Origin of the sequence: Streptomyces prunicolor (genome assembly GCF_045162825.1) — a bacterium.
In the GTDB taxonomy this organism is placed as follows: domain Bacteria; phylum Actinomycetota; class Actinomycetes; order Streptomycetales; family Streptomycetaceae; genus Streptomyces; species Streptomyces prunicolor.
On sequence record NZ_CP108676.1, the window covers coordinates 6,437,928 to 6,462,659 of the forward strand.

Consider the following 24,732-nt stretch of genomic DNA (forward strand, 5'->3'; position numbering starts at 1 on the left):
CGTGCGGAAGCCCGTGCGGTGGAGGAGGGGTCGGACTTGCGGGAGATGTTGCCGGGGAGCTTGTCGGGGTTCTTTCCGGGGTCCTTGCGGGAGCCGGCCGTGGTCGTCGCGGCGGACTCGGCCGACTACTTCCGGTCCTACTCCGTCGTGGGGCTGCTCGCCGTCGTCGGCGTGCTCTTCGTCGCGGTGGCCTTCGGCGCGGGCCGCCTGCTGCGCCCGGTCGTCCCCACCCCCGAGAAACTCCTGACGTACGAGTGCGGCGTCGACCCCGTCGGCGAGGGCTGGGCCCACACCCAAGTCCGGTACTACGTCTACGCGTTCCTGTACGTCATCTTCGCCGTCGACTCGATCTTCCTCTTCCCCTGGGCGACGGTCTTCGCCGCGCCGGGTTACGGCGCGGCCACCCTCGTCGAGATGTTCATCTTCCTCGGCTTCCTGGCCGTGGGCCTGCTGTACGCCTACAAGAAGGGCGTCCTGGCATGGACGTGACCCCCGAGGCCGTGACCCCCGAGGCTGTGACCTCCGAGGACGTGACCCCAGAGCCCGTGTTCCTGCCGGAGCCGAAACGCCTGGGCGCCCTCGCCCGCCTCGCCCCCGAACCGATGAAGGTGGTCCTCAACTGGGGCCGCCGCTACTCCCTCTGGGTCTTCAACTTCGGTCTCGCCTGCTGCGCCATCGAGTTCATCGCCGCGTCCATGGCCCGCCACGACTTCATCCGCCTGGGTGTCATCCCCTTCGCCCCGGGCCCGCGCCAGGCCGACCTGATGGTCGTCTCCGGCACGGTCACGGACAAGATGGCCCCGGCCGTGAAACGCCTCTACGAGCAGATGCCCGAGCCCAAGTACGTCATCTCCTTCGGCGCGTGCAGCAACTGCGGCGGCCCGTACTGGGACTCGTACTCCGTCACCAAGGGCGTCGACCAGATCATCCCGGTCGACGTGTACGTCCCCGGCTGCCCGCCCCGCCCCGAGGCACTCCTCCAGGGCATCCTCAAACTCCAGGAGAAGATCGCCCGGGAGTCGTTGGGGGAGCGGTACGGGTACGGGGCTGCGGGGGCGCGTCCTTCGACGGCGGCACTGCAGAGCGGGTTGGTGACGGGGCCGGTGCCGGCGCCTGGAGGGGATTCTGCTGGTGCTGGTGCTGGTGCTGGTGCTGGTGCTGGTGCGGGTGCGGGTGCGGGTGCGGGTGCGGGTTCGGATTCGGATTCGGGTTTGTCCTCCGACTCGGGTTCCGGTTCCGGTTCCGGCTCGGAGGATGCCCGATGACCGCCGTCGGCTGGCTGCCCGTTCCGGTCGAGGAGCTGTTCGGTACGGAGGCCACGGCCGAGGAGTCCTACGAACTCCTCACGGTCGACGTACCCCCCACCACCTGGCTCGCAGCCCTCCGCACCGCCCGCGACGACCTGGGCTGCACCTACTTCGACTGGCTGAGCGCGGTCGACGAACCCGGCACCGGCTTCCGCGTCTCGGCCCACGTCGTGGCACTGGCACCGGTACGCCGACTCCTCGTCCGTACGACCGTCCCGCACGAGACCCCGGCACTCCCCACCGCCGTCGACGTCTACGCGGGCGCCGCCTGGCACGAACGCGAGACCCACGAGATGTTCGGCGTCGACTTCGAGGGCCACCCGGCACTGGACCACCTCCTTCTCCCGGAAACCTTCGAAGGCCACCCCCTCCGCAAGGACTTCGTCCTCGCCGCCCGCGTCGCCAAGGCGTGGCCCGGCGCGAAGGAACCGGGCGAGTCGGACCACGGCGGCCCGAAACGCCGCCAGATGCTTCCGCCGGGCGTGCCCGACCCGAACGAATGGGGCCCGTTGAAGGGCCAGCTTCCGGCGGCTCCGGCTCGCCCTGCCCGGGGTGCGGCGCGTGCTGCGGGGGAGCGTCCGGTGCGGGGGGCGGGGGAGCGTCCCGTACGTGCTGCTGGTGAGCGTCCGGTGCGGGGGGTGGGTGAGTCTCCGGTACGCGGGGCGGGCGAGTCTCCGGCGGGTGAGGCAGGCGAGTCCTTGGCGCGAGGCGCGGGAGACAGTTCGGTGCGTGCGGGGGGTGATCGCCCTGTGCGGCGAGCCCGTTCGGCTTCGGAGGGGTCGGTGAGTCAGGGCGCGCCGGGTGGGGGTGCGGTGCCTTCGGGTGAGGGTGCGGTGCCGCCTGCTGGGCCGCGCCGGGCGCGCAGCGCTTCGGAGGGCTCGGCGAGTCAACAAGGGTCGGCCGCAGCAGCCCCACGCCGGTCCCGCAGCGCGAGCGACGGCTCGGCATCGCAACAGACACCGGCACCGGCACAGTCCCCTGCGGTGGAACCGGCGTCGACACCTGCGGCGGAACCTGAGCCGACACCTGCGGCGGAACCGTCACAGGGCCCGGCATCGACACGAGAGGGCAGCACCGCCCAGCCCCCGACTGCCTCCCGCAGCGCGGACGCCCCGTGGCACAGCGCCCGCCCAGCCTTCGACCAGCCCGAGGCCAAGCACGAGCCCAAGCCCAAGCCCGAACCGGAGCCGAGCCCTGCCAAGGAGCCGGCCGACGGACCGTCACCCGAAGCCGACTCGCCCGCAAGCGAGCCGGACGCGGAAGCAACTGCACCTGCCCCGGAAGCAACTGCACCTGCCCCGGAAGCAACTGCACCTGAGCCGGAAGCAACTGCACCTGCCCCGGACGCAGTTGAACGGACCGATCTGCCTCCCACCCCGGAAGGCCCGGCCCCCGAAGACCCCACCCCCGACACCCCCGCAGGAGGCCCGCAGTGAACGACGTGCTCGACGTCGCCCTGCGACTCCTGATCGTCTTCGTCGTCTTCCTCACCTTCCCCCTGATCGTCGGCCAGACCGAGCACAAGGTGATGGCCCACATGCAGGGCCGCCTCGGCCCGATGTACGCCGGTGGCTTCCACGGCTGGGCCCAACTCGTCGCGGACGGCGTGAAGTTCGCCCAGAAGGAAGACATCGTCCCGACGGGCGCGGACCGCCGTATTTTCCAACTCGCCCCCGCCGTAGCCCTCCTCCCGTACCTGCTCGTCCTGCTCGCCATCCCCATCGGCCCGAGCGAGGGCGCCGTCGGCCAGGTACTGGACGCGGGCATCTTCTTCGTCCTAGCGGTGATGGGCGTGAGCGTCCTCGGCTCGCTCATGGCCGGCTGGGCCTCCGCCAACAAGTTCTCCCTCCTCGGCGGCCTCCGCACCGCCGCACAACTCCTCGCCTACGAACTCCCCATGCTGCTCACCGCCGCCTCCGTGGCGATGGCAGCCGGCACGGTCTCCCTCCCCGGCATCCTCGGCGCCTTCCACTGGTGGTGGCTGCCCTGGCAGATCGTCGGCGCGATCGTCTTCTTCGTAGCGGGCCTGGCCGAACTCCAGCGCCCTCCCTTCGACATGCCGGTCGCGGACTCCGAGATCATCTTCGGCGCGTACACCGAGTACACCGGTCTCCGCTTCGCCCTCTTCCTCCTCGCCGAGTACGCCGGAATCGTCGTCCTGTGCGGCCTGACCACCGTCCTCTTCCTGGGCGGCTGGCACGGCCCGTGGGGCGCGGACGGCCTCGGCTGGGTGTGGACCCTGCTGAAGACCGGGATCCTCGCCTTCGTCGTCATCTGGCTCCGCGTCACCTATCCCCGGCTGCGCGAGGACCAGCTCCAGAAGCTCTCCTGGACTCTCCTCGTCCCCCTCTCCCTCGCTCAGATCGCCCTCACCGGCATCGTGAAGGTGGTGTTCCTGTAGTGGCCCCGATCCCGGGCTCCGGTCTGGCCAAGGGCCTGGCCGTCACCCTCCGCACGATGACGAAGAAGACCGTCACCGAGCAGTACCCGGACACCCAGCCCGACCTCCCGCCCCGCACCCGCGGGGTCATCGGCCTGTTCGAGGAGAACTGCACGGTCTGCATGCTCTGCGCCCGTGAGTGCCCCGACTGGTGCATCTACATCGACTCCCACAAGGAGACGGTCCCGGCGGCGGCCCCCGGCGGCCGCGAGCGCAGCCGCAACGTCCTCGACCGCTTCGCCATCGACTTCTCCCTGTGCATGTACTGCGGTATCTGCATCGAGGTCTGTCCTTTCGACGCGCTGTTCTGGTCCCCGGAGTTCGAGTACGCCGAGACCGACATCCACGAACTCACCCACGAACGCGACAAGCTCCGCGAGTGGATGTGGACCGTCCCGGCCCCACCCGCCCTCGACCCCGGCGCCGAGGAACCCAAGGAAATCGCCGCCGCCCACAAAACAGCCGAGAAGCTGGCAGCCACTCAGGCAGCCCGGGCCGCGGAAGCCGAAGCGACCACGCAGACCCCGGCAACTGCCCAGCAGACCCCGGCAACTGCTCCGCAGGCCCCGGCAACGGCCACGCAGACCGCGGCAACGGTCACGCAGGCCCCGGCAACTGCAGCGCCCGTAGAGGTCGCGCAGCCCAAGCGGACAGAGGCCACGCAGGCCGCCGAGGTCACGGAGTCCGCGCAGTCCAAGCCCACAGGCGCCAGGCAGGCTGCGGAAGCCGCAGGGCCCGCAGAAGCCGCCACGCCGGCCGCAGGGGTTCCCGAGACCGCGCAGCCCAAGCCCGCAGAAGTCACTGAAGCCGCAAAGATTGAGCCTGTCGACGCCACTGAAGCCGCGAAGACTGAGCCTGCCGAGGCCACTGAAGCTACGAAGGCCGAGCCTGCCGAGGCCACTGAAGCTACGAAGGCCGAGCCCGCAGAGGCCACGCCCGCCGACCCCGCCGACGTCACCGAGTCCGCGCAGACCAGGTCCGCCGAGGTTGCGAATGCCGAGCCCGCCGAGGTTGCGAATGCCGAGCCCGCCGAGGTTGCGCAGACCGAGCCCGCCGACCCGCCGGAGGCCGAGCCCGTAGAGGCCACGCAGCCCAAGCCCGTGGACCCCGCCGACCCGTTGAAGCCCGCGTCCTCAGACGTCACGCCCGCCGACCCCGCCGACCCGCCGGAGGGACAGTCGTGACCCTCGCCGAAACCCTCACCGCCACGGCAACCCTCGCCGCCCCTCAAACCCACGGCTTTCTCTCACCGACCGGCGTCGAGATCGCCTTCCTCCTCGTCGGTCTGGTCACCTTCGGCGCCGCCCTCGTCACCGTCACCACCAAGCAGCTGGTGCACGCCGCCCTATGGCTCGTGGTGACCCTCGGGGGGCTCGCCGTCGAATACCTCCTCCTCACCGCCGAGTTCATCGCCTGGGTGCAGGTCCTCATCTATGTCGGTTCCGTCGTCGTCCTCCTTCTCTTCGGTCTGATGCTCACCAAGGCCCCCATCGGCCGCTCCCCGGACGCCGACTCCGACAACCGCTGGGCCGCCCTCGCCGTGGCCGTCGCCGCCGCGGCGGCCCTGGTGTGGGTCGTCGTCGACGCCTTCCGCGCGACCTGGATGGACCTGGACGGTCCGGCCGCCGGCTCGACCGCGGTGACCGGAGCGAGCCTGTTCCAGAACTGGGTCCTCCCCTTCGAGGCCCTCTCCGTCCTTCTCCTCGCGGCCCTGGTCGGCGCGATCGTCCTGTCCCGCAAGACGAAGTCGGAGCTGAGCTCTCCCCCTGTGAACTCCCGAGCCGCGACCGGTAGTTCCCCATCCGTCCCGGATTCCCGTAATCACACGTTCAGGCGAAATCGCCGGTCGCAAGGCAACGATCCGACCGAGCGGAACACCCCGACCACCCAAACGACGCAGAACACCACCCCCACCGAGCAGAAGGGAACCCGCTGATGCACCTCGTCTATCCCGCCGTGCTCGCCGCCCTCCTCTTCTGCACCGGCATCTACGGCGTCCTCGCCCGGCGCAACGCGATCCTCGTCCTGATGTCGGTCGAGCTGATGCTCAACGCCGTCAACCTGAACCTGGTCGCCTTCGACGTCTGGCTCAGCAGGACCGCCGAGGAGAACCTGCACTCCGGCCAGGCCCTGACCCTGTTCACCATCGCCATCGCCGCCGCCGAGATCGGCATCGGCCTGGCGATCGTCCTCGCCGTCTACCGAGGCCGCGGCACCTCGGACATCGACAGACTCCGCGACACCGCCGAGGGCCACGAATCCGACGGCCCCGACGGATCTGGCGGCTCCGACAACACTGGCGGCCCCGACAGCACCGGCGGGTCCAGCCCCGGCGGCTCAGACAGCGACGGCACCGAGCCCCCCGCGGCCGAGAAGGCTGAGGCCACCGCGTGACCACGACCACCCTCGCCGTCCTCGTCCCCCTCCTTCCGTTCCTGGGCGCCGCGGCCGGCCTGTTCCTGGGCCGTATCGCCCCCGGTTTCGTCCGCCCGCTCGCCGTCCTGCCGTCGCTCGCCGCACTCGCGCTGGCCGCGGTCGTCGCCGTACGGCAGGGCGGCGACGCGGCCATCGACTCCGCCACCGAACTCACGCCCACCGGCTCGGTACCCGTCGAACTCGCCCTGCACATCGACGGCTTCGCCGCCCTCGTCGCCGTCCTGGTCGCCTTCGTCGCCACCTGCGTGCAGATCTACTCGACGGGCTACCTGCGCGACGACCCGCGCTACCCCTCGTACGCCGCGCTCGTCTCCCTCTTCACCTCCGCGATGCTCCTCGTCGTCTACTCCGGCGACCTGATCGTGCTGCTGGTCGGCTGGGAAGTCATGGGCATCTGCTCCTACTTCCTCGTCGGCCACTACTGGGAGACCTCGGAGGCCCGCGCCGCCTCCATCAAGGCCTTCCTCGTCACCAAACTCGGCGATGTCCCCTTCCTGATCGGCCTGTTCGCGCTCGCCACCGACGCCGGGTCCTTCCGCATCACCGAGGTCCTGAGCACCGTCGCGAGCGGCGGGCTGCACCACCCGACGCTGATCGCCCTGCTGCTCCTGGCCGGCGTGGCGGGCAAGTCGGCGCAGTTCCCGCTGCACACCTGGCTCCCCGACGCGATGGCGGGCCCGACCCCCGTCTCCGCGCTGATCCACGCCGCGACGATGGTCGCCGCCGGTGTCTACTTCGTCGCCCGTCTCCTCCCGGTCTTCGAGGCCTCCTCGGCCGCGATGGTCGTCCTCGCCGTCATGGCCGCCGTGACGATGGCCGGCTCGGGCCTCGCCGCGCTCGCCCAGGACGACATCAAGCGCGTCCTCGCGTACTCGACGATCGGTCAACTCGGCTACATGACCGGCGCCCTGGCTGTCGGCGACCGCGGTGCCGCCGTCTTCCACCTCCTGTCACACGGCGCCTTCAAGGCGCTGCTCTTCCTCGCGGCCGGCGTGATCATCCATGCCTCCGGCACCAACTCGCTGGCCGCCATGTCCCGCATGGGCAACCTGCGCGCCCGTGTCCCCGACGCCTTCTGGACGATGACCGTGGCGCTCCTCGCGCTCGCCGCGATCCCGCCCTTCAGCGGCTTCTTCTCCAAGGAGTCCGTCCTCGGCGCCGCCGAACACGCGGCCACCGGAGACACCGCGCACATCCCCGGCGCCGCGGGCTGGATCGTCCTCGGCGCCGGCCTGCTCGCCGCCCTCCTCACCGCCGCGTACGCGACGCGCCTGTGGCTGCTCGCCTTCCACGGACGGGGAGTTGAGGCCCCCGACCACGGCAGGCAGCCGGTGGCGATGAACGCCGTGCTGTGGGTCCTCGCCGTCCCGTCCCTCGCCCTCGGTGGACTCGCCTACCGCGTGCTCCCCGACTGGTTCGACGGCCACGACCTGACCCCGACGCTCACCACGTCCGTCCTCGGCACGGGCGTCGCCCTCGTCGGCGGCATCGTCACCTACGGCGCCTGGCGGCACACCACCGCGTTCGCGGCCCGCGCACCGCTGGGTGCGGTCGCGGCCCACCCGGAGGGCGACGCCGGACTCGTCGAGGCCGAGGCCATCGCGAGCCATACGCCCGCCTACGGAGACGTGGCCTCGGCACCCGACCCGGCAGATCCGGGCCGCCTCCTGCTCGGCCCGCTGCACCGCCACGCGGCCTCCGGCTTCCACCTGGACGCCGTCTACGGGGCGCTGTTCGTCCGCCCGGTGCTGGCCGCGGCGAGTCTCGTACGGTTCCTCGACCGCGAGGTCGTCGACACCTACGTACGCGGCGCGGGCACCCTGCCCCGCCTGCTCGGAGCCGCCGTACGGCGCGCTCAGACCGGCAATCTGCAGACCTATGTGAGCGCGCTGCTCGCCGGCACCGTCGTCCTGACGGTCGCCGTCCTCCTCGTCGCCACGGGAGCGTGAGCAGGCGTGATCGATATCAACGAGTCCGTGATGCAGGTCCTTCTGGCGTTCATCGTCGTCGGCCCGCTCCTCGGCGCCGTCACCGCTCTGCTGCCCGCCCCACCGGGACTGAAGGGGAAGTCGCCCGAGCAGGCCGTACTACGGCACGGCGTCACCGTGACCGGCGTGATCCTCATCGCCGCGATCGTCCTCGCGCTCGGCTTCGACCACGACCATCCGTCGAAGATGCAGGCCACGACCGACATCAGCTGGATCCCCGCACTCGACGTGCGCATCCACCTCGGCATCGACGGCATCTCCCTCCCCCTCCTGGTCCTGACCGCGCTGCTGACCTTCCTCTGCGCGCTCTACTCCTATTTCAAGATGCCTACGGGCCCGTCCCCGAAGGCGTTCGTCGCCCTGATCCTCGTCCTGGAGTCCGGCACCCTCGCCACGTTCGCCGTCCTCGACCTGATCCTCTTCTTCCTCGCCTTCGAGACCGTCCTGATCCCGATGTACTTCCTCATCGCCCGCTGGGGCGGTGCCCAACGGACCCAGGCCGCCTGGAAGTTCATCCTCTTCACGCTGCTCGGCTCCGTCGTCATGCTGCTCGGCCTGCTCCTGATCGGAATCAAGGCGGGCACATTCGACATGGTGGCACTCGCCACTGACAACGGCCGGTCGCTGACCACATCTGTGCAGGTCATCGCCGTTCTGGCGATCGGGATCGGGCTCGCGGTGAAGACGCCGATGTGGCCGCTGCACAGCTGGCTGCCCGACGCCCACACCGCCGCCCCGACCGTCGGCTCGGTCCTGCTGGCCGGCGTGATGCTGAAGATGGGCACGTACGGGTTCGTCCGCATCCTGCTGCCGATCGCCCCCGACGGCATGCACACCTTCGCGCCGTACCTCGCCGCGTTCGCCGTCGTCGGGATCATCTACGGCTCCCTGGCCTGCCTCGCCCTCGCCAGACAGGGCGCGAAGGGCGACCTCAAGCGCCTCATCGCGTACTCCTCCGTCGGCCACATGGGCTTCGTCCTGCTCGGCATCTCGACGATGACCCCGACCGGCGTGAACGGCGCACTGTTCGCCAACATCGCCCACGGCCTCATCACCGGCCTGCTCTTCTTCCTCGTCGGCGCCCTCAAGGACCGCACGGGCACCACTGACCTGGACACCCTGGCGGAGGAGTCGGGCGCCGCTCTCTACGGCAAGGCACCACGCCTCGGCGGCCTGCTCGCCTTCGCCGCCGTCGCCTCGCTCGGACTCCCCGGACTCGCCGGATTCTGGGGCGAGATGCTGGCGCTGTTCGGCGCGTTCAAGCCCGCCGCCGACCTCAGCCGCCCCGCGTTCCTCACTTTCATGGCGATCGCGGCCTTCGGCACCCTGCTGACGGCCGCGTACATGCTCGCCGTGGTCCGCCGCGTCTGCATGGGCGCCGTGGCGCAGGAAGCGCCGAAGCTCGCAGACGTCCAGACGTACGAGTTCGCGGCCTGGACCCCGCTCGTCGCCCTCACCGTCGCCGCCGGCCTGTGGCCGAAGGCACTCCTCGGCCTGACCGACCCGGCCGTGCAGCAGCTCCTCTCAGGAGGCACCCGATGAGCGCTCTGGCCCAGCCTCTCGCGGAGTCGATGGTCCAGTCCGTCGACTGGCTCGCGATCGCACCGCCGACCGTCACGGCGGTCGTAGGCCTGGTGGTCCTCGTCGCCGACCTGTTCCTCCAGGAGGCCAGGAAAGCGCTCCTGGGCTGGGTGTCGGTCGCGGGCCTCGCCGCCTCCGCGCTCATGCTGCTGCCCCTCCTGGACGGCGACCGCGCCACCTTCTGCCTCACCGGCGACGCGACAGCCTGCAGCTATACGGCGGACCGCTTCACCCTGGTCATCCAGTTCCTGGTCCTCGGCGGCGCCCTCTTGGCTGCCCTTCTGTCGATCACCACCCTGAAGGACGCCGACAAGGGACTCCCCGAAGGGGAGTACTGGTTCCTGCTGCTGTCCTCCGCCGCGGGCGCCGCCCTCCTGCCCGCCTCCCGCGACCTCGCGACCTTGATCGTCGCCCTGGAGGTCGCCTCCCTGCCCGCCTTCGCCCTCGTCGGCATCCGGCACGGCGACAAGAAGTCCGCAGAAGCAGCCCTCAAGTTCTTCCTGTCCTCGGTCACCGCGACCGCGGTCAGCCTGATGGGCGTCAGCTTCGTCTACGCCACCACGGGCACCCTGTACCTCACCCGGATCGCCGACCGCATCCAGCATGTCGACGGCCAGTTCCACACCCTCGCCCAGACCGGCGTCGCCCTCACCCTCGTCGGCTTCGCCTTCAAGACGGCCGCCGTCCCGTTCCACTTCTGGGTACCCGACACCTACGTAGGAGCGCCCCTCCCGATCGCCGCCTACTTGTCGGTCGTCGGCAAGGCGGTCGGCTTCTCCGGCCTGATCCTCGTCACCGTCGTCGCCTTCCCGTCGTACGCCGACGTGTGGGGCCCGGCACTGGCCGCCCTGGCCGCCCTCACCATGACGGTCGGCAACCTGGGCGCCCTGCGCCAACAGACCACGCGCGCGTACAGCGCGGTACGACTGCTCGCCTGGTCCTCCGTCGGCCAGGCCGGCTATCTCCTCGTACCGATCGCCGCCGCCGCGTACTCCAAGGACGCCCAGAAGTCGATCGGGTCCACCGTCGCCTACGCCCTCATGTATGCCGCCGTGAACCTCGGCGCCTTCGCAGTGGCCGCCCTGGTGGGCCGTAGCCGAGCTCTCAACCGCATCAGCGACTACCGGGGCCTGTACGCGTCGAACCCGCTCGCCGCCCTGCTCCTGGCCTTCTTCCTGCTGTGCCTCGCCGGGCTGCCGCCGGGTGTCATCGGGCTCTTCGCCAAGGTGACCGTCTTCTCGGCGGCCGTCGACGCGGGCCTGGGCTGGCTGGCCGTCGTCATGGCCGTCAACGTGGTGATCGCGCTCTTCTACTACCTCCAGTGGACGGCCCTGCTGTTCCGCGCCCCCGAGGACGAACACGCCGAGCACCGCGTCCCCGCGCCCCTCACCGCCGCGCTCGCCCTCACCGGCGCCCTCGGAATCGCCCTCTCCGGAGCACCCCAACTGGTCCTGCGCTTCGCCGACACCGGACTCTTCTGAGCCACCGGCACATACCACCGTCCTCACCCGGACGGCCGACCCCCGGCGTCGTACGCACAAGGGAACTAGAGCCCCCCGCCTGGCGTTGACCAGTACGGGAGGGTCCACTGGACGTGACACCACGGCACCAGTGGCATCAGAGATCAGCAAGCAAAGGGTTCCCCTGCTGCACGATTTGGAGGGCGTACCGTGCACCGCCGGCACAACGGGCTCAGGACCGCAGTTCTCCTCGGGGGACTGTCCGCACTCATCATCGTCATCGGCAGCTTCTTCGGCCGCATGGGGCTCGTCGTAGCGGTCGTGATCGCGCTGGGCACGAACGCGTACGCGTACTGGAACAGCGACAAACTGGCGCTACGCGCGATGCGCGCCCGCCCGGTGAGCGAGTTCGAGGCCCCGGCCCTGTACCGGATGGTCCGCGACCTCTCCACCCAGGCCCGCCAGCCCATGCCGAGCCTGTACATCTCGCCCACGGAGGCCCCCAACGCCTTCGCGACGGGCCGCAACCCGCGCAACGCCGCCGTGTGCTGCACGGAAGGCATCCTGCGCATCCTGGACGAGCGCGAGCTGCGCGGAGTCATCGGCCACGAACTGAGCCATGTCTACAACCGGGACATCCTGATCTCGTCGGTCGCCGGCGCGCTCGCCTCGGTGATCATGTTCCTGGTCAACTTCGCCTGGCTGATCCCGATCGGCCGCTCGAACGACGACGACGGCCCCGGCATCCTGGGCATGTTGATGATCATGATCCTGGGCCCCCTCGCGGCGACCCTCATCCAGTTGGCGATCAGTCGCTCCAGGGAGTACGAGGCCGACGCGTCCGGCGCCCAGCTCACCGGAGACCCCCTCGCCCTCGCGAGCGCGCTGCGCAAGCTCGACGCCGGCACCAAGCAGCTACCGCTGCCCCCGGAGCCCCGCATCGAGACCGCGAGCCACATGATGATCGCGAACCCCTTCCGCCCGGGCCAGGGACTCTCCAAGATGTTCTCGACACACCCGCCGATGGCGGAGCGCATCGCCCGGCTCGAGAAGATGGCAGGTCGCCCTCAGTGAAAACCATCCTGAACGTCATTTGGCTCGTCCTGAGCGGCTTCTGGCTGTTCCTCGGATACCTGCTCGCCGGCGCGCTGCTGTGCATCACGATCATCGGTATCCCGTTCGGCATCGCCGCCTTCCGTATCGGCGTCTACGCCCTGTGGCCCTTCGGGTACACGACGGTCGAGCGCCGGGACGCGGGCGCCCCCTCCTGCGTCGGCAACGTCCTGTGGCTGATCCTCGCGGGCTGGTGGCTGGCCCTCGCACACATCGTCACCGGCATCGCCATGTGCATCACGATCATCGGCATCCCGTTCGGCATCGCCAACTTCAAGCTGATCCCGGTCTCGCTGTTCCCCCTGGGCCGCGAAATCGTGCCCACGGACCAGCCGTTCGCCACCCGCTGACGGCGGGCAGGGGTGGGGGCGCCGAAGTACGTCCTGCTGTCGTACGACGAAGAGGCCGAGTTCACCGGCGAGTACGGCTACGAGCAGACCTGGGCCCTGTGCGAGGACGCCGCCGACCTCTTCGCCGACCCACCCCCACCCGCGCGTGGGACGTACGAACTCCTCGGCTGCGCACCAGAGGGCGACCTGCGAACAGCCCTCGCACGCGCGCGTGCCGACGGTTCGGCGCCGCTCGGCCTGCTCACCCTGGAGCCCCTCGACAAGGCCGGCGGGGGAGACGGCGAGTGGTGGCTGGAGGACGTACGCGTCGTAGGCGACCGCCCCTGCGCGCGCGACCTGTCGTTGAGGGACGTCACCGTCGAGGGGCGGCAGTCCGACGACAACCCCTACGACTATCCGCAGTGCCCGCCCTTGTCCCCGGGCTACCGGATATCGGGCGCCGACGGTGAACCATGGGGCGCCTGCCGGGACTTGGCCCACGTCCAGGAGGACCGGCCCGAACCACTGGAGCCTCCCCTGCGCCTGTTGGGCTGCTCCCCGCGCGGCGCGTTGCGGGCGGCGCTGGACGGCGGGGAAGAGGACCTCGGCCACGCCAAGGTGGTGCGCATCGACTCGTCCGGCCGGCCCGTGCAGCCCGCCGCCGAGGGCGAGCTACGGGCCTGGATCCCGTCCGCGCGGGGCCCGGGTCTGGTGGACCTCACCCTCGACCCTTGGTCGGAGCGGCCACCGCTCGCGGCACGGCAGGTGTGGGACCTGTGGGGTGAGGGCCGCCCCGCCGAGCCCGGCCGCTGGGCCGGTTGCGACGCCGACGGCCGCCGCTTCTGGCTCGACACGGCCCTGGCGAACCACGCCTACGGCACCTCGGATCGACCGCGCGGCATCACCTACCACCTCGACGGCAGCCACATCACCGACGCACCCGGCTTCTTCTGCGCCCTGGGCGAGGCGGTGAACGGCCCCGCCGGATACTTCGGTTGGGGCCTGGACGCCCTCAACGACTGCCTGCGCGGTCGCTGGGGAGCCACCACGCCACTCACCCTCGTCTGGCACGACGCCGCCGTCGCCCGCACCTGCCTCGGCGTCACCCCGCACACCGGCCGGCGCCCACCGACGTTCGAGGAACTCCTCGCGCTCCTCGCCGAAAGGCACGTCGACGTCCGCCTGGCCTGACGCTCCGCCACACGCTCCGCACGCCCCCCAACAGGCTTACTGCCAGCAGTTTTTCCACAACCGCCGGGTTGTCCACAGGCCGGCCCGATTGTCAGTGGCGCGCGGCACCATGAAGCCATGACCGAGAACGAGCAGCAACTGCTGACACGGGTGGCCGCCGAGGCCCGCAACACCCGCCCGTCGGGCTGGACTTCACTCCCCGCCCCCGTGGACGAGGCCACGGTGACCCGCGCCGAGGCCGCCGTGGGTCTCCGCCTGCCCCCGCTGCTCGCGGCGCTCTACTCGCGCATAGGAGACGGTGGATTCGGCCCGGAGTACGGCCTGTTGCCCCTGCTCGACAATGCACCGGCCGGTGGGCCCGCCGCCGTCACGCAGTACTTCGCCAACCGCGCGAGCGGACACCAGGACCCCGACTGGCCCTGGCCATCCTGAGCGGCTCCCGCACCCTGTGCCTCTCCCACACCGATCACCACCACAGAGCCCCGCTCTCAATGCCTGCAACCACCACACGCATCCGTGACGTCTTGTTCACCGACACGGCAGAACATGCAGGCACAGGCCGTGCGCAAGGACTTACGAACACAGCCTGTTCGGGCGGAATTCACAGCTCCGGATCAGTGCAAGCACAGCGCGAAAGGGCAGGTTCACGGCATGGGCATCATCAGCTGGATCATCCTGGGACTGTTGGCCGGAGCCATCGCCAAATTCCTGCTGCCGGGCCGCGACCCGGGCGGCTTCATCGGTACGACCATCATCGGCGTCGCGGGCGCGTTCATCGGCGGCTGGATCTCAGCCCGTTGGCTGGACCACCCGGTCGCCAAGAACTTCTACGACGGCGCCACTTGGGCCTCGGCGATAGGCGGAGCACTCGTCCTCCTGATCGCCTACCGCATCCTGTTCGGCAACTCGCGCAACTAGCGCGTCCCCATGCCGCAGCCAGCAGGCGAGAAGGGTGGGCACCGACGGGTGCCCACCCTTCCTCGTACGCGGTACTCGCGCGCGGCGGCGCGCGAAGCGTGGTTCTACCGATGGTTCACGAACGGCTTCTACCGGTAGTTCACGAACTGCAGGGCGAAGTCGAAGTCCTTGCCCTTGAGCAGGGCCTGCACGGCTTGCAGGTCGTCGCGGCTCTTCGAGCTGACCCGCAGTTCCTCGCCCTGCACCTGGGCCTTGACGCCCTTGGGACCCTCATCACGAATGATCTTCGCCACCTTCTTCGCGTTGTCCTGGGAGATGCCCTCCTCGATCGACGCGAAGATCTTGTACTCCTTGCCGGAGAGCTGAGGCTCACCGGCGTCCAGCGCCTTCAGCGAGATGCCGCGCTTGATCAGCTTGGACTGGAAGACGTCGAGGATCGCCTTGACCCGCTCCTCGGAGTTCGCCTCCATGAGGATCTTCTCGGCCGACCATGCGATCGAGGCACCCACGCCCTTGAAGTCGTAGCGCTGCGAGATCTCCTTGGCGGCCTGGTTGAGGGCGTTGTCGACCTCCTGCCGCTCGACCTTCGAGACGATGTCGAAACTGGAGTCGGCCATGTCCTGTGGCTCCTTGTATCAGGGTGCGTATCGATGCGTGTCACTGCGTATCGGCGTGCGTGGGGGCAGCCGCCGAGCCCGGTGTAGGCCCCGGGCCGCATCCGCATAAGCGTAGCCACCCCCTCCCCTCCGAGCGCCGGTCAATCGGGTGGCGAAGCACCCCTGGGCATCGGGTATCGTTTATGTCGTTGCCACGGAGCACCGCCGAAAAGCGGTTCGAGGGGCAGCATCCCCGGCGGTGTGCCCGAGTGGCCAAAGGGAGCAGACTGTAAATCTGCCGGCTTAGCCTACCCAGGTTCGAACCCTGGCGCCGCCACATGATCGAAGGGTCTGTGATCAGCAGCAATGCTGATCACAGACCCTTTCGTCGTTCCTGGAGCGTTCTCCGCGGCACCCCCTTGCTCCGCCGCCAGTCTTGACGTGCCCGTGCCACGGTCCTACTGTCGCGACACCGCGTTCATGTTGAAACACAAAGTTCATCTATGTGAACACATGGGCGTGCGCCAACCGAGTCCACAGAGCAGACAGGAAGGCACCCCCCATGCGCATGCGTACGCTGCTCACCTCCCTGGCCACCGTCGTCGCCGTCACCGGCGGCCTCGCCCTCACGGCCCCCGCCGCATCGGGCAGTACCGCCGTCGGCAACACCACCCACGCCGTCGCCGCACCCCTGGCGGACCCGACCGTCGCGCCCGGCGGGAACTTCGACCTGGGGGTGTGGCAGCTCCAGGAGCCGATCGGTTCCCCCGGCTCGCCCACGACGATCTCGTCGTCGCGGCTCCAGGGGGCCAACGGGTTCCAGGACTCGTACTTCTACACGGACACCCGCGACGGAGCGATGACCTTCTGGGCGCCGGAGAAGGGCGTCACCACCCCCAACTCGAACTACGCCCGCTCCGAACTGCGCGAGATGAACCGCAGCGGCAGCGCCGCCGACTGGTCGCTCAGCGGCACCCACACGATGAAGGCGACGCTACGGGTCGTATCCGTCACCTCGAACGTCTGCGTCGGCCAGATCCACCTCGGCACCGGCGGCACGTCCACCAAGCCGCTGCTGGAGCTGTACTACCGGTCGAGCGGCGACATCGTCCTCGGCACGGAGAACTCGCCCTCCGGCGGCCAGACCCTGCACACCGTCGGCAACGTGTCGGTCGGCAAGACGTGGAGCTACACGATCGGCGTCTCGGGCGGGAACACCATCAACCTGACGGTCAACGGGAGCACCACGCACTACGCCATCCCGTCGTCCTTCAACGCCTACAAGCAGTACTTCAAGGCCGGTTCCTACAACCAGTCGTCCTCCGACAGCACCACCAAGGGCGCCCGCGTCGCCTTCTACGGCCTCACCGTCGCCCACAGCTGAACGCGCCCGAGCGAGCCTCGACAGCCGACCCGGCCTGCGGCGGGGCAGACTGATCCCATGTCGTCTCGCCGCAGAAGCTGCCCCGAGTGCCGTCGTGAAATCGCCGTCGTGGCCGGCCGCTTCGCGCGGCACGACCCGCCCGGCGCGCGGGAGAGCGGGGACCTCGTCTCGTGCCCCGGGTCCCGCCGCCAGGCGGAACTCGGGGCGGCCCAGCCCGCGTTGGACGGGTACGTGGTCCCGGAGTTCCCCGGCCAGATGCCGCTCTTCTAGACGGCGAGGCACCAGCCGGCAGGGAACCCCGTTCCCCAGGCCCTCAGTTCCCCGCCACCGACTTCACCGCCACCGACACCGGCGCGGATCCACCGATCAGCTCCAGCGTCAGGCCGGCCGTCGCCGGGGTCTCCACCAACTCCGCGAGTACGGCGGCCACATCGTCGCGCGGGATCGACCCGAGACCGGTGTGGGCCTCCAGCCGGACCAGCCCGGTACCGGCGTCGTTCGTGAGCGAACCCGGGCGCAGAATCGTCCAGTCCAGGGCGTCCAGGCCGCGTACATACGCGTCGGCCTCACCCTTGGCCCGCAGATACACGTCGAAGACACCGTCCCCGGAGTGCGTCGGATCCGCACCCATCGAGGACACGACGACATGGCGCCGTACGCCCGCCAGGACCGCCGCGTCGGCGAACAGCACCGCCGAACCCCGGTCCACCGTGTCCTTGCGGGCCGTGCCGCTGTTCGGGCCCGCGCCCGCCGCGAAGACCGCCGCGTCCGCGCCCCGCAACTGCGCCGCGACCTCCTCGACCGAGGCCGACTCCAGGTCGAGCAACACCGGTTCGGCGCCGGCCGCCCGTAGATCGTCGCTCTGTTCGGCGTTGCGGATGATGCCCGCGACCTCTTCACCGCGCGCGGCGAGCAGGCGCTCCAGCCGCAGCGCGATCTGACCATGACCCCCAGCGATGACAATGCGCATGCCTTCGACCGTACGCCCGGACGGCCGCACGCGCCGCATGACTTCAGCCGCGTCCCAGCGGCGCACACCCGCGAGGGACGCGCCGGGCGCGCGGGCCCGAGCCGCAGCGCCTCAGGCGTACGCCCCGGCGCAACAGCAGCCGCTCACGACAACTCGCCCCGCCCCTGCCGGGGCAGCCCCAACTCCGAGCCCGCCGCCGTGTTGCAGTACTCCCGCACCGCGCTGGTCCGTGCCACCACGCGCCCCCGGTGCACCACGATCCGGCTGTACGCCAGCGAGAGCGCGCCCGCGAGCCGGTCGCCGCGCACCGCGAGCAGTTCGGCCGGAAATCCCGCCTCGACCCGTACCTCGGGCAGGCCGAGCGCCGCGCGTGCCGACGAACTCACCGTGTCGTAGGCGTCCTCGGGCCGCATCCCGTGCCGCGAGGCCAGCAGGTAGGCCGCCTCCAAGGGGTCCCCGCGGCCCACCGGGTTGGACACGTCGCGCAGGGCGCCGCTGCCCGAGGCCACGTGGACGCCGGCCGAGCGCAGCAGTCGTACGGGAGCCGTGCCCCGGCGGTCGACGCCGCCGCAGCCGCCCTGCGGCAGGCAGACCACCGTCACGCCGGCCGCGGCCAGTTGGTCCGCGATGCGCGTGACCGTGTCCGCCGGCAGCCGGCCCAGGCCGCCGCACGGGCCGAGCGTCACTCCGGGGCGCATACCGCCCGCGACGGCCGCCAGCCGGGCCAGGCGGGTCGGATCGGCGGCGTCCGTGTGCAGGTCGACCGGGCAGCCGTGCTCGGCCGCGACCTCCAGGACGGCCTCCACGTACCCGGTGGGATCGGGGTCCAGATCTGGACAACCACCCACTACGGAGGCACCCATTTTCAACGCGTCCCGCAGCATCGCGAGCCCGTCCGCACCCGCCACCCCGGTCAGCAGCCGGGGCATCGCCACCGCAGTCAACTCCGCCAGCCCGCGCAGCGCCCGCCGCGCCCGCAGTACGGCGGCCAGCGCGCTCAGCCCTTGAACGTCCCCCACGCGCACGTGTGCCCGCTGCGCCGTGGCCCCGTGCCCGAGTTGCAGCAGCGCGGCCTCCGTGGCGCGGCGCTGGACGTCCTGGGGGTCGTAGGAGACCGGTCCGCCGTTCTCGGCCGACAGGGCGGTGTCACTGTGCGTGTGCGGCTCGGCAGGGGCCGGGAGGAGGAGGTAGCCGCTGAGGTCCACGCGTGCGCCGCACGCGCGCGTGGCGTCCGTCGCCAGGCTGCCGGCCGTGCCGACCGCCTCGATGCGCCCGCCGCCCAGCCGTACGTCCACGGTCCGGCCGTCGGCCAGCCGGGCCCCGCACAGCAGAAGCGCGGCCGGGTCGGCCGGTCCCGACGAGCCTGAGGAACCCGACGGACCAGACGACGAATGGGGCGGCTGGGGCTGGCTGTCGGGCATCGCGCTCCAGGGGCTCAGGGCTTCGCGGGCTCGGGGCTTCGGGGCTCAGGACTGGGGACTGCGCAAAGGGGCGCAAGATCACACAGAGTGAGTCGAGCCTAGGGCGGTGATCCGCTCACGGCCGGGAGGAGCGCAATAGTCGTACCGGTGTGGTCCCCCATATGGGAGGGGCCCTTGAGGCCTCTGGGAGGGCCCTGGAAGCGGCTGGAGCGGTGCCGCGAAACGGATTTGGGCGAACGGCTGCGGAGCGTGTAATGTCTTCATCGCTCGCCCCAATAGCTCAGTCGGTAGAGCGTCTCCATGGTAAGGAGAAGGTCTACGGTTCGATTCCGTATTGGGGCTCTGGTGTGTGAGGTTCTCGTCGCAAGGCGGGAACCGATCGCATCACAGCGGTGTAGCTCAGTCGGTAGAGCAAGCGGCTCATAATCGCTGTGTCACCGGTTCAAGTCCGGTCACCGCTACTGACAGTAGCCGATTGCGGGGTCGGTCCTTCGATCGGCTACTCTGTTATGCGTTCATAGTCCCATCCGTTCGTCAAGGAGCACTCCTGTGGCTGCCACCGACGTCCGCCCGAAGATCACGCTGGCCTGCGTGGAGTGCAAGGAGCGGAACTACATCACCAAGAAGAACCGGCGTAACAACCCGGACCGTCTTGAGATGAAGAAGCACTGCCCGCGTTGCAATGCGCACACCGCGCATCGCGAAACGCGATAAGAATCAGGCTCGTACACGAGGCCGTCCCCGAAGTCTGGGGGCGGCCTCGCGTCGTTCCCCACACAGCAGGCCACTCAGCAGCAGGCCATACGGCAGCAGGAACATCAGGAGGTACGGGCCATGGCGCTCGACCAGTCCTTCGTGGGGCGGACCTACCCGCCCACCGACCCCTACGAGGTGGGCCGGGAGAAGATCCGCGAGTTCGCGGAGGCGGTGGGCGACGCCAACCCGGCGTACACGGATCCGGAGGCCGCGAAGGCGCTCGGTCACCCCGATGTGATCGCCCCGCCGACCTTCGTCTTCTCCATCACGTTCAAGGCCGCTGGACAGGTCGTCCAGGACCCGCAGCTGGGCCTCGACTACAGCCGGGTCGTGCACGGCGACCAGAAGTTCGTCTACGTCCGGCCGGTGCGCGCCGGTGACCGCCTGACGGTCACCTCCACGATCGAGGCGGTCAAGTCGATCGCGGGCAACGACATCCTGGACGTCCGCGGCGAGGTCCACGACGAGGCCGGCGAGCACGTCGTGACCGCCTGGACCAAGCTCGTGGCCCGCGCGGCGGAGGAGAACTGACATGACGGCGAAGATCGCGTACGACGACGTCGAGGTCGGCACCGAGCTGCCGGCCCAGACCTTCCCCGTGACCCGCGCCGCCCTCGTCCAGTACGCGGGCGCCTCCGGGGACTTCAACCCGATCCACTGGAACGAGAAGTTCGCCAAGGAGGTCGGGCTCCCGGACGTCATCGCGCACGGCATGTTCACCATGGCCGAGGCGATTCGCGTGGTCACCGACTGGACCGGCGACCCGGGCGCGGTCGCCGAGTACGGCGTCCGCTTCACCAAGCCCGTCGTCGTCCCGAACGACGACCAGGGCGCGACCGTCGAGGTCAGCGCCAAGGTCGCCGCCAAGCTCGACGACAACACCGTGCGCGTGGACCTGGTGGCGATGAGCGCCGGGCAGAAGGTGCTCGGGATGTCACGGGCGGTCGTACGACTGGCGTGAGGCGAGGTAAGGGGCGTCCGCTATTGCGGGCGCCCCTTACGTGTGGGTCGGCCGGGCCGAATCGGTCACCGGCAGTGACGCCGTCCGGGATCGGAGCCGTCCCGCCTGTGCGTCGCGTCACAGCGCGGAACGGCGCGCGACTCCCTGGGAGCCTGCAGCGCGCCACCCCTTGACGTAGTTAGTGATTGAGTACTAACTTTCTCGCATGGTCAGGATGAGCGCAGAAGAGAGGCGCGAGAGCGTCGTCCGCGCGGCGATCGCCGAGTTCGCGCAGCGGGGGTACTACGGCACCTCCACCGAGGCGATCGCCAAGCGGGTCGGTGTCTCGCAGCCGTATCTCTTCCGGCTCTTCCCGGGCAAGAAGGCGATCTTCGCGGCGGCCTCGCTGCGGTGTGTGGCGGACGTGTGCCGGGCGCTGGAGGAGGCGGCCAAGGGGCTGGAGGGCGAGGACGCCCTGCATGCCATGGCCGACGCCTATGTGCGGCTCATCACGGAGAATCCCGAGAAGCTCCAGATGCAGATGCAGACCTACATCACCGTGGCCGCCGCCGAGGCGGAGGGTGACCACGAGTTCGGTGAGGTCGTGCGGAACGGCTGGATGAAGCTCTGGGAGATCGTGCATCTGCCGCTGGGGGCGGATGTCGAGGAGACCACGACCTTCATGGCGTACGGAATGCTGATCAACACCCTTGCGGCCATGGGTTTTCCACCCGAGCACCGGGTCTGGGAAGGGTTGTATCCGGAGGCCCGGGTCACCGGTCGGCTGGAGAAGTCGTAGTCGCGGGCAAGGGGCGGATTCTGCGCCTTTTCATGCCCGGCAAAGTTAGTCATCAATAACTAATCATCGGTACGAGCACCCTTTGGGGGAGCGATGTCACAGCCAACCGCACGTCGCGGGGGAACGGCCTGGGCCCTCGTCATCACCAGCGTCGCCGGATTCATGGCGGCCCTGGACAACCTCGTCGTCACCACCGCCCTGCCGTCCATCCGCAAGGACCTCGGGGGCGCGCTGGGCGACCTGGAATGGACCGTGAGCGCCTACACGCTCACCTTTGCCGTCCTGCTGATGTTCGGCGCGGCACTCGGCGACCGGTTCGGGCGCCGCCGGCTCTTCCTCGTCGGCATCACCGTCTTCACCCTCGCCTCCGCCGCCGCGGCCATGGCACCCGGCATCGAGTCCCTCATCGCGGCCCGCGCGGTCCAGGGCGTCGGCGCGGCGATCATGATGCCGCTGACACTGACCCTGCTGACGGCGGCCGTGCCCGTCGCCAAGCGCGGGATGGCGTACGGCATATGGGGCGCGGTGAACGGACTCGCCGTCGCCTCAGGACCCCTCATCGGCGGCAGCCTCACCGAGCACATCTCCTGGCACTGGATCTTCTGGCTGAACGTCCCGCTCGGCCTGGCCCTGATCCCGCTCGCCCGCCTGCGCCTCTCCGAGTCCCACGGCACCGGCGCCCCGCTCGACTTCCCCGGCACTCTGCTCGCCAGCGGCGGCCTCTTCGGGATCGTCTACGGCCTGGTCCGCGGGCCCGCCGACGGCTGGACCAGCTCGCTCGTCCTCACCGGACTGTTCGCAGGCAGCGCGCTGTTCGCCGGCTTCATCATCTACAGCGTCAACGCCAAGAACCCCATGCTCCCGATGCGGCTGTTCCGCTCCCGCGCCTTCTCCGGGATCAACGCCGCGAGCCTGCTGATGTTCCTCGGGATGTTCGGCTCGATCTTCCTGCTCAGCCAGTACATGCAGGGCGTCCTCGGCTACTCGCCCACCGAGGCGGGCCTGCGGATGCTTCCCTGGACCGGTATGCCGATGCTCGTCGCCCCCATCGCCGGCATCCTCTCCGACCGCATCGGCGGCCGCCCGGTCGTCGCCGCGGGCCTCTTCCTCCAGGCGGCCGGTCTCGGCTGGATGTCCTACGTAGTCACCACAAACGTCTCCTACGGCGCTCAGCTGCCCGGCCTGATCCTCAGCGGCATCGGGATGGCCCTGTTCTTCGCGCCGGCCTCCAACCTGGTCATGTCCAGCGTCCGCCCCCAGGAGCAGGGCATCGCCTCCGGCGCCAACAACGCGCTCCGCGAGGTGGGCGGTGCCCTCGGCATCGCGATCATGGCGTCGATCTTCTCGGCCCAGGGCGGCTACCAGACCGCGCAGACCTTCGTCGACGGCCTGAAGCCCGCGCTGGTCACCGGGGCCGCGGTGGTGGCCCTCGCCGGGGTCGCGACGCTGCTGATCCCGACGAAGCGGCGGGCGGCGGAGCTTGCGGCGGCGTCTGGTTCGGTGGGGGCTTCGGACTCGGCCGGGGCTTCCGAGTCCGACTCGGTACTGGAGAACGCCGGTCGCTGAGCCGGATACCTGGCACGCACGCGTGGGGCCCCGCCTTTGCCGGTGAGGCCCCACGCGCGCGTGCGGCTTCGCCGGTGGGGCTTCATGGGGGGCGGTGTCTGCCGTTGCCGGGGGAGCTTCACGCGTGCGAGGGCTTGTCGTCGTTGGCGGGGCTCTACGCGTGCGTGCGGCTTCGGTGGTGTGGTCGGGCGGATGCGTGTGCTCGGCTTTGTCGCGGGCGTCAAGGCCGTGATGGTCGAGGAGTTGGCTGTGCGGAGGTGAGCGATCCGGACGAATGCCGGGGGCTCGCGCCGGATACGGCGAACGGTGCCGGAGGCGTTGGTCGTCCCGGTGCCGGAGGTGTGACCCGTGCCGGATGGGATGCTGGTGCTGGACACGCCCCGCGCCGAAACCGCGGGCCACACCCCGCCGCCCCCCGGACTTGTCAGTCCCGTCTCGTAGTCTTGAGCGCGTGCAGGAACTCCACGACGCTCCCCTCGCCCCCCTCACCACCTTCCGGCTGGGCGGTCCCGCGACCCGGTTGATCACCACGAGCACCGACGCCGAGGTGATCGACGCCGTGCGCGCGGCCGATGACGCCGGGACGCCGTTGTTGGTCATCGGAGGCGGGTCGAACCTCGTCATCGGGGACAAGGGCTTCGAGGGGACCGCCCTGCGTATCGCCACGCGGGGTTTCGAACTTGACGGCACGCGGCTGGAGTTGGCCGCCGGTGAGGTGTGGAGCGACGCGGTCGCCCGCACCGTGGAGGCCGGGCTCGCCGGGGTCGAGTGCCTCGCCGGGATCCCCGGGTCGGCCGGTGCGACCCCGATCCAGAACGTGGGGGCGTACGGCCAGGAGGTCTCCGCCACCATCAGCGAGGTCGTCGCCTACGACCGCACCACCCGCGGGACGGTCACCCTCACCAACGAGGAGTGCACCTTCTCCTACCGGCACAGCCGCTTCAAGGCCGACCCCGAGCGCTATGTCGTGCTGCGGGTCCGCTTCGAACTGGAAGACGCGGACGGCCTGTCGGCCCCGGTGAAGTACGCCGAGACGGCCCGTGTCCTCGGAGTCGAGCCCGGCGACCGCGTGCCCCTCGCGCGGGCCAGGGAGACCGTGCTCGCACTGCGCGCCGGCAAGGGCATGGTCCTGGACCCCGAGGACCACGACACCTGGTCGGCCGGTTCCTTCTTCACCAACCCGATCCTCACCGACGAGCAGTTCACCGCGTTCCACGCGCGCGTGAAGGAGCGCCTCGGGGACAGCGCGGAGCCGCCCGCGTACCCGTCCGGGGAGGGCCACACCAAGACCTCCGCCGCCTGGCTGATCGACAAGGCGGGCTTCACCAAGGGGTACGGCAGCGGGCCCGCCCGCATCTCCACCAAACACACGCTCGCCCTCACCAACCGCGGCGAGGCGACCACGGCGGACCTGCTCACCCTCGCGCGCGAGGTCGTCGCCGGCGTCCACGACACCTTCGGGATCACGCTTGTCAACGAACCGGTGACGGTCGGCGTCAGCCTCGACAGCCAAGCCCTGTAGGGGCGATCTCCTCCG

The 24,732-nt window shown here is 70.1% G+C and carries 24 protein-coding genes, 3 tRNA genes and 2 pseudogenes; 26 read left to right on the forward strand and 3 right to left on the reverse strand.

The window, feature by feature from the left end:
• The first annotated feature begins 84 nt into the window (after positions 1-84).
• The 15 genes and pseudogenes from OG588_RS29575 (at position 85) to OG588_RS29645 (ending at position 14,763) form a co-directional block, all read left to right on the forward strand.
• Positions 85-489 (forward strand): NADH-quinone oxidoreductase subunit A, encoded by a 405-nt coding sequence (locus OG588_RS29575; RefSeq protein WP_405949943.1) that lies wholly within the window; start codon positions 85-87, stop codon positions 487-489.
• Positions 480-1,265, forward strand: a complete 786-nt coding sequence (locus OG588_RS29580; protein ID WP_405949944.1) for an NADH-quinone oxidoreductase subunit B — start codon at positions 480-482, stop codon at positions 1,263-1,265. The genes OG588_RS29575 and OG588_RS29580 overlap by 10 nt, the downstream gene beginning before the upstream one ends.
• On the forward strand, positions 1,262-2,743 hold the full coding sequence (locus tag OG588_RS29585) for an NADH-quinone oxidoreductase subunit C (protein ID WP_405949945.1): 1,482 nt from the start codon (positions 1,262-1,264) through the stop codon (positions 2,741-2,743). Before OG588_RS29580 ends, OG588_RS29585 begins: the two co-directional genes overlap by 4 nt.
• Positions 2,740-3,708, forward strand: a complete 969-nt coding sequence (locus tag OG588_RS29590; protein WP_405949946.1) for an NADH-quinone oxidoreductase subunit H — start codon at positions 2,740-2,742, stop codon at positions 3,706-3,708. The genes OG588_RS29585 and OG588_RS29590 overlap by 4 nt, the downstream gene beginning before the upstream one ends.
• A pseudogene (locus OG588_RS29595) lies at positions 3,708-4,239 on the forward strand (NuoI/complex I 23 kDa subunit family protein); the annotation flags it as partial. The gene OG588_RS29590 and the pseudogene OG588_RS29595, both read left to right, overlap by 1 nt.
• 688 nt (positions 4,240-4,927) lie before the next feature.
• A complete protein-coding gene (locus tag OG588_RS29600) occupies positions 4,928-5,683 on the forward strand; it encodes an NADH-quinone oxidoreductase subunit J (protein ID WP_405949947.1) in 756 nt (251 codons plus the stop codon).
• Positions 5,683-6,141, forward strand: coding sequence for an NADH-quinone oxidoreductase subunit NuoK (gene nuoK / locus OG588_RS29605; RefSeq protein WP_405949948.1), 459 nt, complete (start codon positions 5,683-5,685; stop codon positions 6,139-6,141). The genes OG588_RS29600 and nuoK overlap by 1 nt, the downstream gene beginning before the upstream one ends.
• On the forward strand, positions 6,138-8,132 hold the full coding sequence (locus OG588_RS29610; RefSeq protein ID WP_405949949.1) for an NADH-quinone oxidoreductase subunit L: 1,995 nt from the start codon (positions 6,138-6,140) through the stop codon (positions 8,130-8,132). The genes nuoK and OG588_RS29610 overlap by 4 nt, the downstream gene beginning before the upstream one ends.
• Positions 8,133-8,138: 6 nt before the next feature.
• A complete protein-coding gene (locus OG588_RS29615; protein WP_405949950.1) occupies positions 8,139-9,713 on the forward strand; it encodes a NuoM family protein in 1,575 nt (524 codons plus the stop codon).
• The gene (locus OG588_RS29620; protein ID WP_405949951.1) at positions 9,710-11,233 is read left to right on the forward strand and encodes an NADH-quinone oxidoreductase subunit N; all 1,524 of its coding nucleotides are present in this window, start codon (positions 9,710-9,712) and stop codon (positions 11,231-11,233) included. The genes OG588_RS29615 and OG588_RS29620 overlap by 4 nt, the downstream gene beginning before the upstream one ends.
• Before the next feature lie 189 nt (positions 11,234-11,422).
• Complete coding sequence (htpX, locus tag OG588_RS29625) at positions 11,423-12,286, forward strand: zinc metalloprotease HtpX (RefSeq protein ID WP_405949952.1); 864 nt, start codon at positions 11,423-11,425, stop codon at positions 12,284-12,286.
• Positions 12,283-12,675, forward strand: a complete 393-nt coding sequence (locus OG588_RS29630) for a YccF domain-containing protein (protein WP_266860840.1) — start codon at positions 12,283-12,285, stop codon at positions 12,673-12,675. Before htpX ends, OG588_RS29630 begins: the two co-directional genes overlap by 4 nt.
• Positions 12,676-12,687: 12 nt before the next feature.
• Positions 12,688-13,845: a barstar family protein gene (locus OG588_RS29635; protein ID WP_405949953.1), complete on the forward strand. Its 1,158-nt coding sequence runs from the start codon at positions 12,688-12,690 to the stop codon at positions 13,843-13,845.
• Positions 13,846-13,962: 117 nt separating this feature from the next.
• A pseudogene (locus OG588_RS29640) lies at positions 13,963-14,271 on the forward strand (SMI1/KNR4 family protein); the annotation flags it as partial.
• 225 nt (positions 14,272-14,496) lie between these two features.
• Positions 14,497-14,763, forward strand: coding sequence for a GlsB/YeaQ/YmgE family stress response membrane protein (locus OG588_RS29645; protein WP_019061143.1), 267 nt, complete (start codon positions 14,497-14,499; stop codon positions 14,761-14,763).
• Positions 14,764-14,891: 128 nt separating this feature from the next.
• Here the strand turns inward: OG588_RS29645 and OG588_RS29650 are convergent, their stop codons facing one another.
• Complete coding sequence (locus tag OG588_RS29650; protein ID WP_405949954.1) at positions 14,892-15,380, reverse strand: YajQ family cyclic di-GMP-binding protein; 489 nt, start codon at positions 15,378-15,380, stop codon at positions 14,892-14,894.
• Between the two features lie 234 nt (positions 15,381-15,614).
• On the opposite strand from OG588_RS29650, the gene OG588_RS29655 reads away from it, so the two are divergent.
• From OG588_RS29655 to OG588_RS29665, 3 genes are all read left to right on the forward strand, one after another.
• Positions 15,615-15,696, forward strand: a tRNA-Tyr gene (locus tag OG588_RS29655).
• 225 nt (positions 15,697-15,921) lie between these two features.
• A complete protein-coding gene (locus tag OG588_RS29660; protein WP_405949955.1) occupies positions 15,922-16,743 on the forward strand; it encodes a polysaccharide lyase family 7 protein in 822 nt (273 codons plus the stop codon).
• 57 nt (positions 16,744-16,800) lie between these two features.
• The gene (locus OG588_RS29665; protein ID WP_026150157.1) at positions 16,801-17,013 is read left to right on the forward strand and encodes a hypothetical protein; all 213 of its coding nucleotides are present in this window, start codon (positions 16,801-16,803) and stop codon (positions 17,011-17,013) included.
• Between the two features lie 43 nt (positions 17,014-17,056).
• Here the strand turns inward: OG588_RS29665 and OG588_RS29670 are convergent, their stop codons facing one another.
• Both OG588_RS29670 and OG588_RS29675 read right to left on the reverse strand, forming a co-directional pair.
• Positions 17,057-17,713, reverse strand: a complete 657-nt coding sequence (locus OG588_RS29670; protein WP_366099462.1) for an SDR family oxidoreductase — start codon at positions 17,711-17,713, stop codon at positions 17,057-17,059.
• A gap of 143 nt (positions 17,714-17,856) precedes the next feature.
• Complete coding sequence (locus OG588_RS29675) at positions 17,857-19,134, reverse strand: amidohydrolase family protein (RefSeq protein ID WP_405949956.1); 1,278 nt, start codon at positions 19,132-19,134, stop codon at positions 17,857-17,859.
• A gap of 269 nt (positions 19,135-19,403) precedes the next feature.
• On the opposite strand from OG588_RS29675, the gene OG588_RS29680 reads away from it, so the two are divergent.
• From OG588_RS29680 to OG588_RS29715, 8 genes are all read left to right on the forward strand, one after another.
• A tRNA-Thr gene (locus OG588_RS29680) sits at positions 19,404-19,476 on the forward strand.
• A gap of 46 nt (positions 19,477-19,522) precedes the next feature.
• Positions 19,523-19,595: transfer RNA gene (locus OG588_RS29685), tRNA-Met, on the forward strand.
• Positions 19,596-19,683: 88 nt separating this feature from the next.
• Positions 19,684-19,848 (forward strand): 50S ribosomal protein L33, encoded by a 165-nt coding sequence (rpmG, locus tag OG588_RS29690; RefSeq protein ID WP_003948671.1) that lies wholly within the window; start codon positions 19,684-19,686, stop codon positions 19,846-19,848.
• A 120-nt stretch (positions 19,849-19,968) separates the two neighbouring features.
• Positions 19,969-20,421, forward strand: coding sequence for a MaoC family dehydratase N-terminal domain-containing protein (locus OG588_RS29695; protein ID WP_405949957.1), 453 nt, complete (start codon positions 19,969-19,971; stop codon positions 20,419-20,421).
• A gap of 1 nt (position 20,422) precedes the next feature.
• On the forward strand, positions 20,423-20,851 hold the full coding sequence (locus tag OG588_RS29700) for a MaoC family dehydratase (protein ID WP_266860859.1): 429 nt from the start codon (positions 20,423-20,425) through the stop codon (positions 20,849-20,851).
• A 205-nt stretch (positions 20,852-21,056) separates the two neighbouring features.
• Complete coding sequence (locus tag OG588_RS29705) at positions 21,057-21,629, forward strand: TetR/AcrR family transcriptional regulator (RefSeq protein ID WP_405949958.1); 573 nt, start codon at positions 21,057-21,059, stop codon at positions 21,627-21,629.
• Between the two features lie 93 nt (positions 21,630-21,722).
• Entirely contained in the window at positions 21,723-23,195 is a 1,473-nt protein-coding gene (locus tag OG588_RS29710) for a DHA2 family efflux MFS transporter permease subunit (RefSeq protein ID WP_405949959.1), read from the forward strand.
• 451 nt (positions 23,196-23,646) lie between these two features.
• A complete protein-coding gene (locus tag OG588_RS29715) occupies positions 23,647-24,717 on the forward strand; it encodes a UDP-N-acetylmuramate dehydrogenase (RefSeq protein ID WP_405949960.1) in 1,071 nt (356 codons plus the stop codon).
• The last annotated feature ends 15 nt before the right edge of the window (positions 24,718-24,732 follow it).

What these genes read in the sequence shown, in the direction of transcription:
- OG588_RS29580 (WP_405949944.1), top strand. Translation starts at nt 480, where the DNA reads ATGGACGTGACCCCCGAGGCCGTGACCCCCGAGGCTGTGACCTCCGAG.
- OG588_RS29585 (WP_405949945.1), top strand. Translation starts at nt 1,262, where the DNA reads ATGACCGCCGTCGGCTGGCTGCCCGTTCCGGTCGAGGAGCTGTTCGGT.
- nuoK (WP_405949948.1), top strand. Translation starts at nt 5,683, where the DNA reads ATGCACCTCGTCTATCCCGCCGTGCTCGCCGCCCTCCTCTTCTGCACC.
- OG588_RS29620 (WP_405949951.1), top strand. Translation starts at nt 9,710, where the DNA reads ATGAGCGCTCTGGCCCAGCCTCTCGCGGAGTCGATGGTCCAGTCCGTC.
- OG588_RS29645 (WP_019061143.1), top strand. Translation starts at nt 14,497, where the DNA reads ATGGGCATCATCAGCTGGATCATCCTGGGACTGTTGGCCGGAGCCATC.
- OG588_RS29650 (WP_405949954.1), bottom strand. Translation starts at nt 15,380, where the DNA reads ATGGCCGACTCCAGTTTCGACATCGTCTCGAAGGTCGAGCGGCAGGAG.
- OG588_RS29660 (WP_405949955.1), top strand. Translation starts at nt 15,922, where the DNA reads ATGCGCATGCGTACGCTGCTCACCTCCCTGGCCACCGTCGTCGCCGTC.
- OG588_RS29665 (WP_026150157.1), top strand. Translation starts at nt 16,801, where the DNA reads ATGTCGTCTCGCCGCAGAAGCTGCCCCGAGTGCCGTCGTGAAATCGCC.
- OG588_RS29670 (WP_366099462.1), bottom strand. Translation starts at nt 17,713, where the DNA reads ATGCGCATTGTCATCGCTGGGGGTCATGGTCAGATCGCGCTGCGGCTG.
- OG588_RS29675 (WP_405949956.1), bottom strand. Translation starts at nt 19,134, where the DNA reads ATGCCCGACAGCCAGCCCCAGCCGCCCCATTCGTCGTCTGGTCCGTCG.
- OG588_RS29695 (WP_405949957.1), top strand. Translation starts at nt 19,969, where the DNA reads ATGGCGCTCGACCAGTCCTTCGTGGGGCGGACCTACCCGCCCACCGAC.
- OG588_RS29700 (WP_266860859.1), top strand. Translation starts at nt 20,423, where the DNA reads ATGACGGCGAAGATCGCGTACGACGACGTCGAGGTCGGCACCGAGCTG.
- OG588_RS29705 (WP_405949958.1), top strand. Translation starts at nt 21,057, where the DNA reads ATGGTCAGGATGAGCGCAGAAGAGAGGCGCGAGAGCGTCGTCCGCGCG.
- OG588_RS29710 (WP_405949959.1), top strand. Translation starts at nt 21,723, where the DNA reads ATGTCACAGCCAACCGCACGTCGCGGGGGAACGGCCTGGGCCCTCGTC.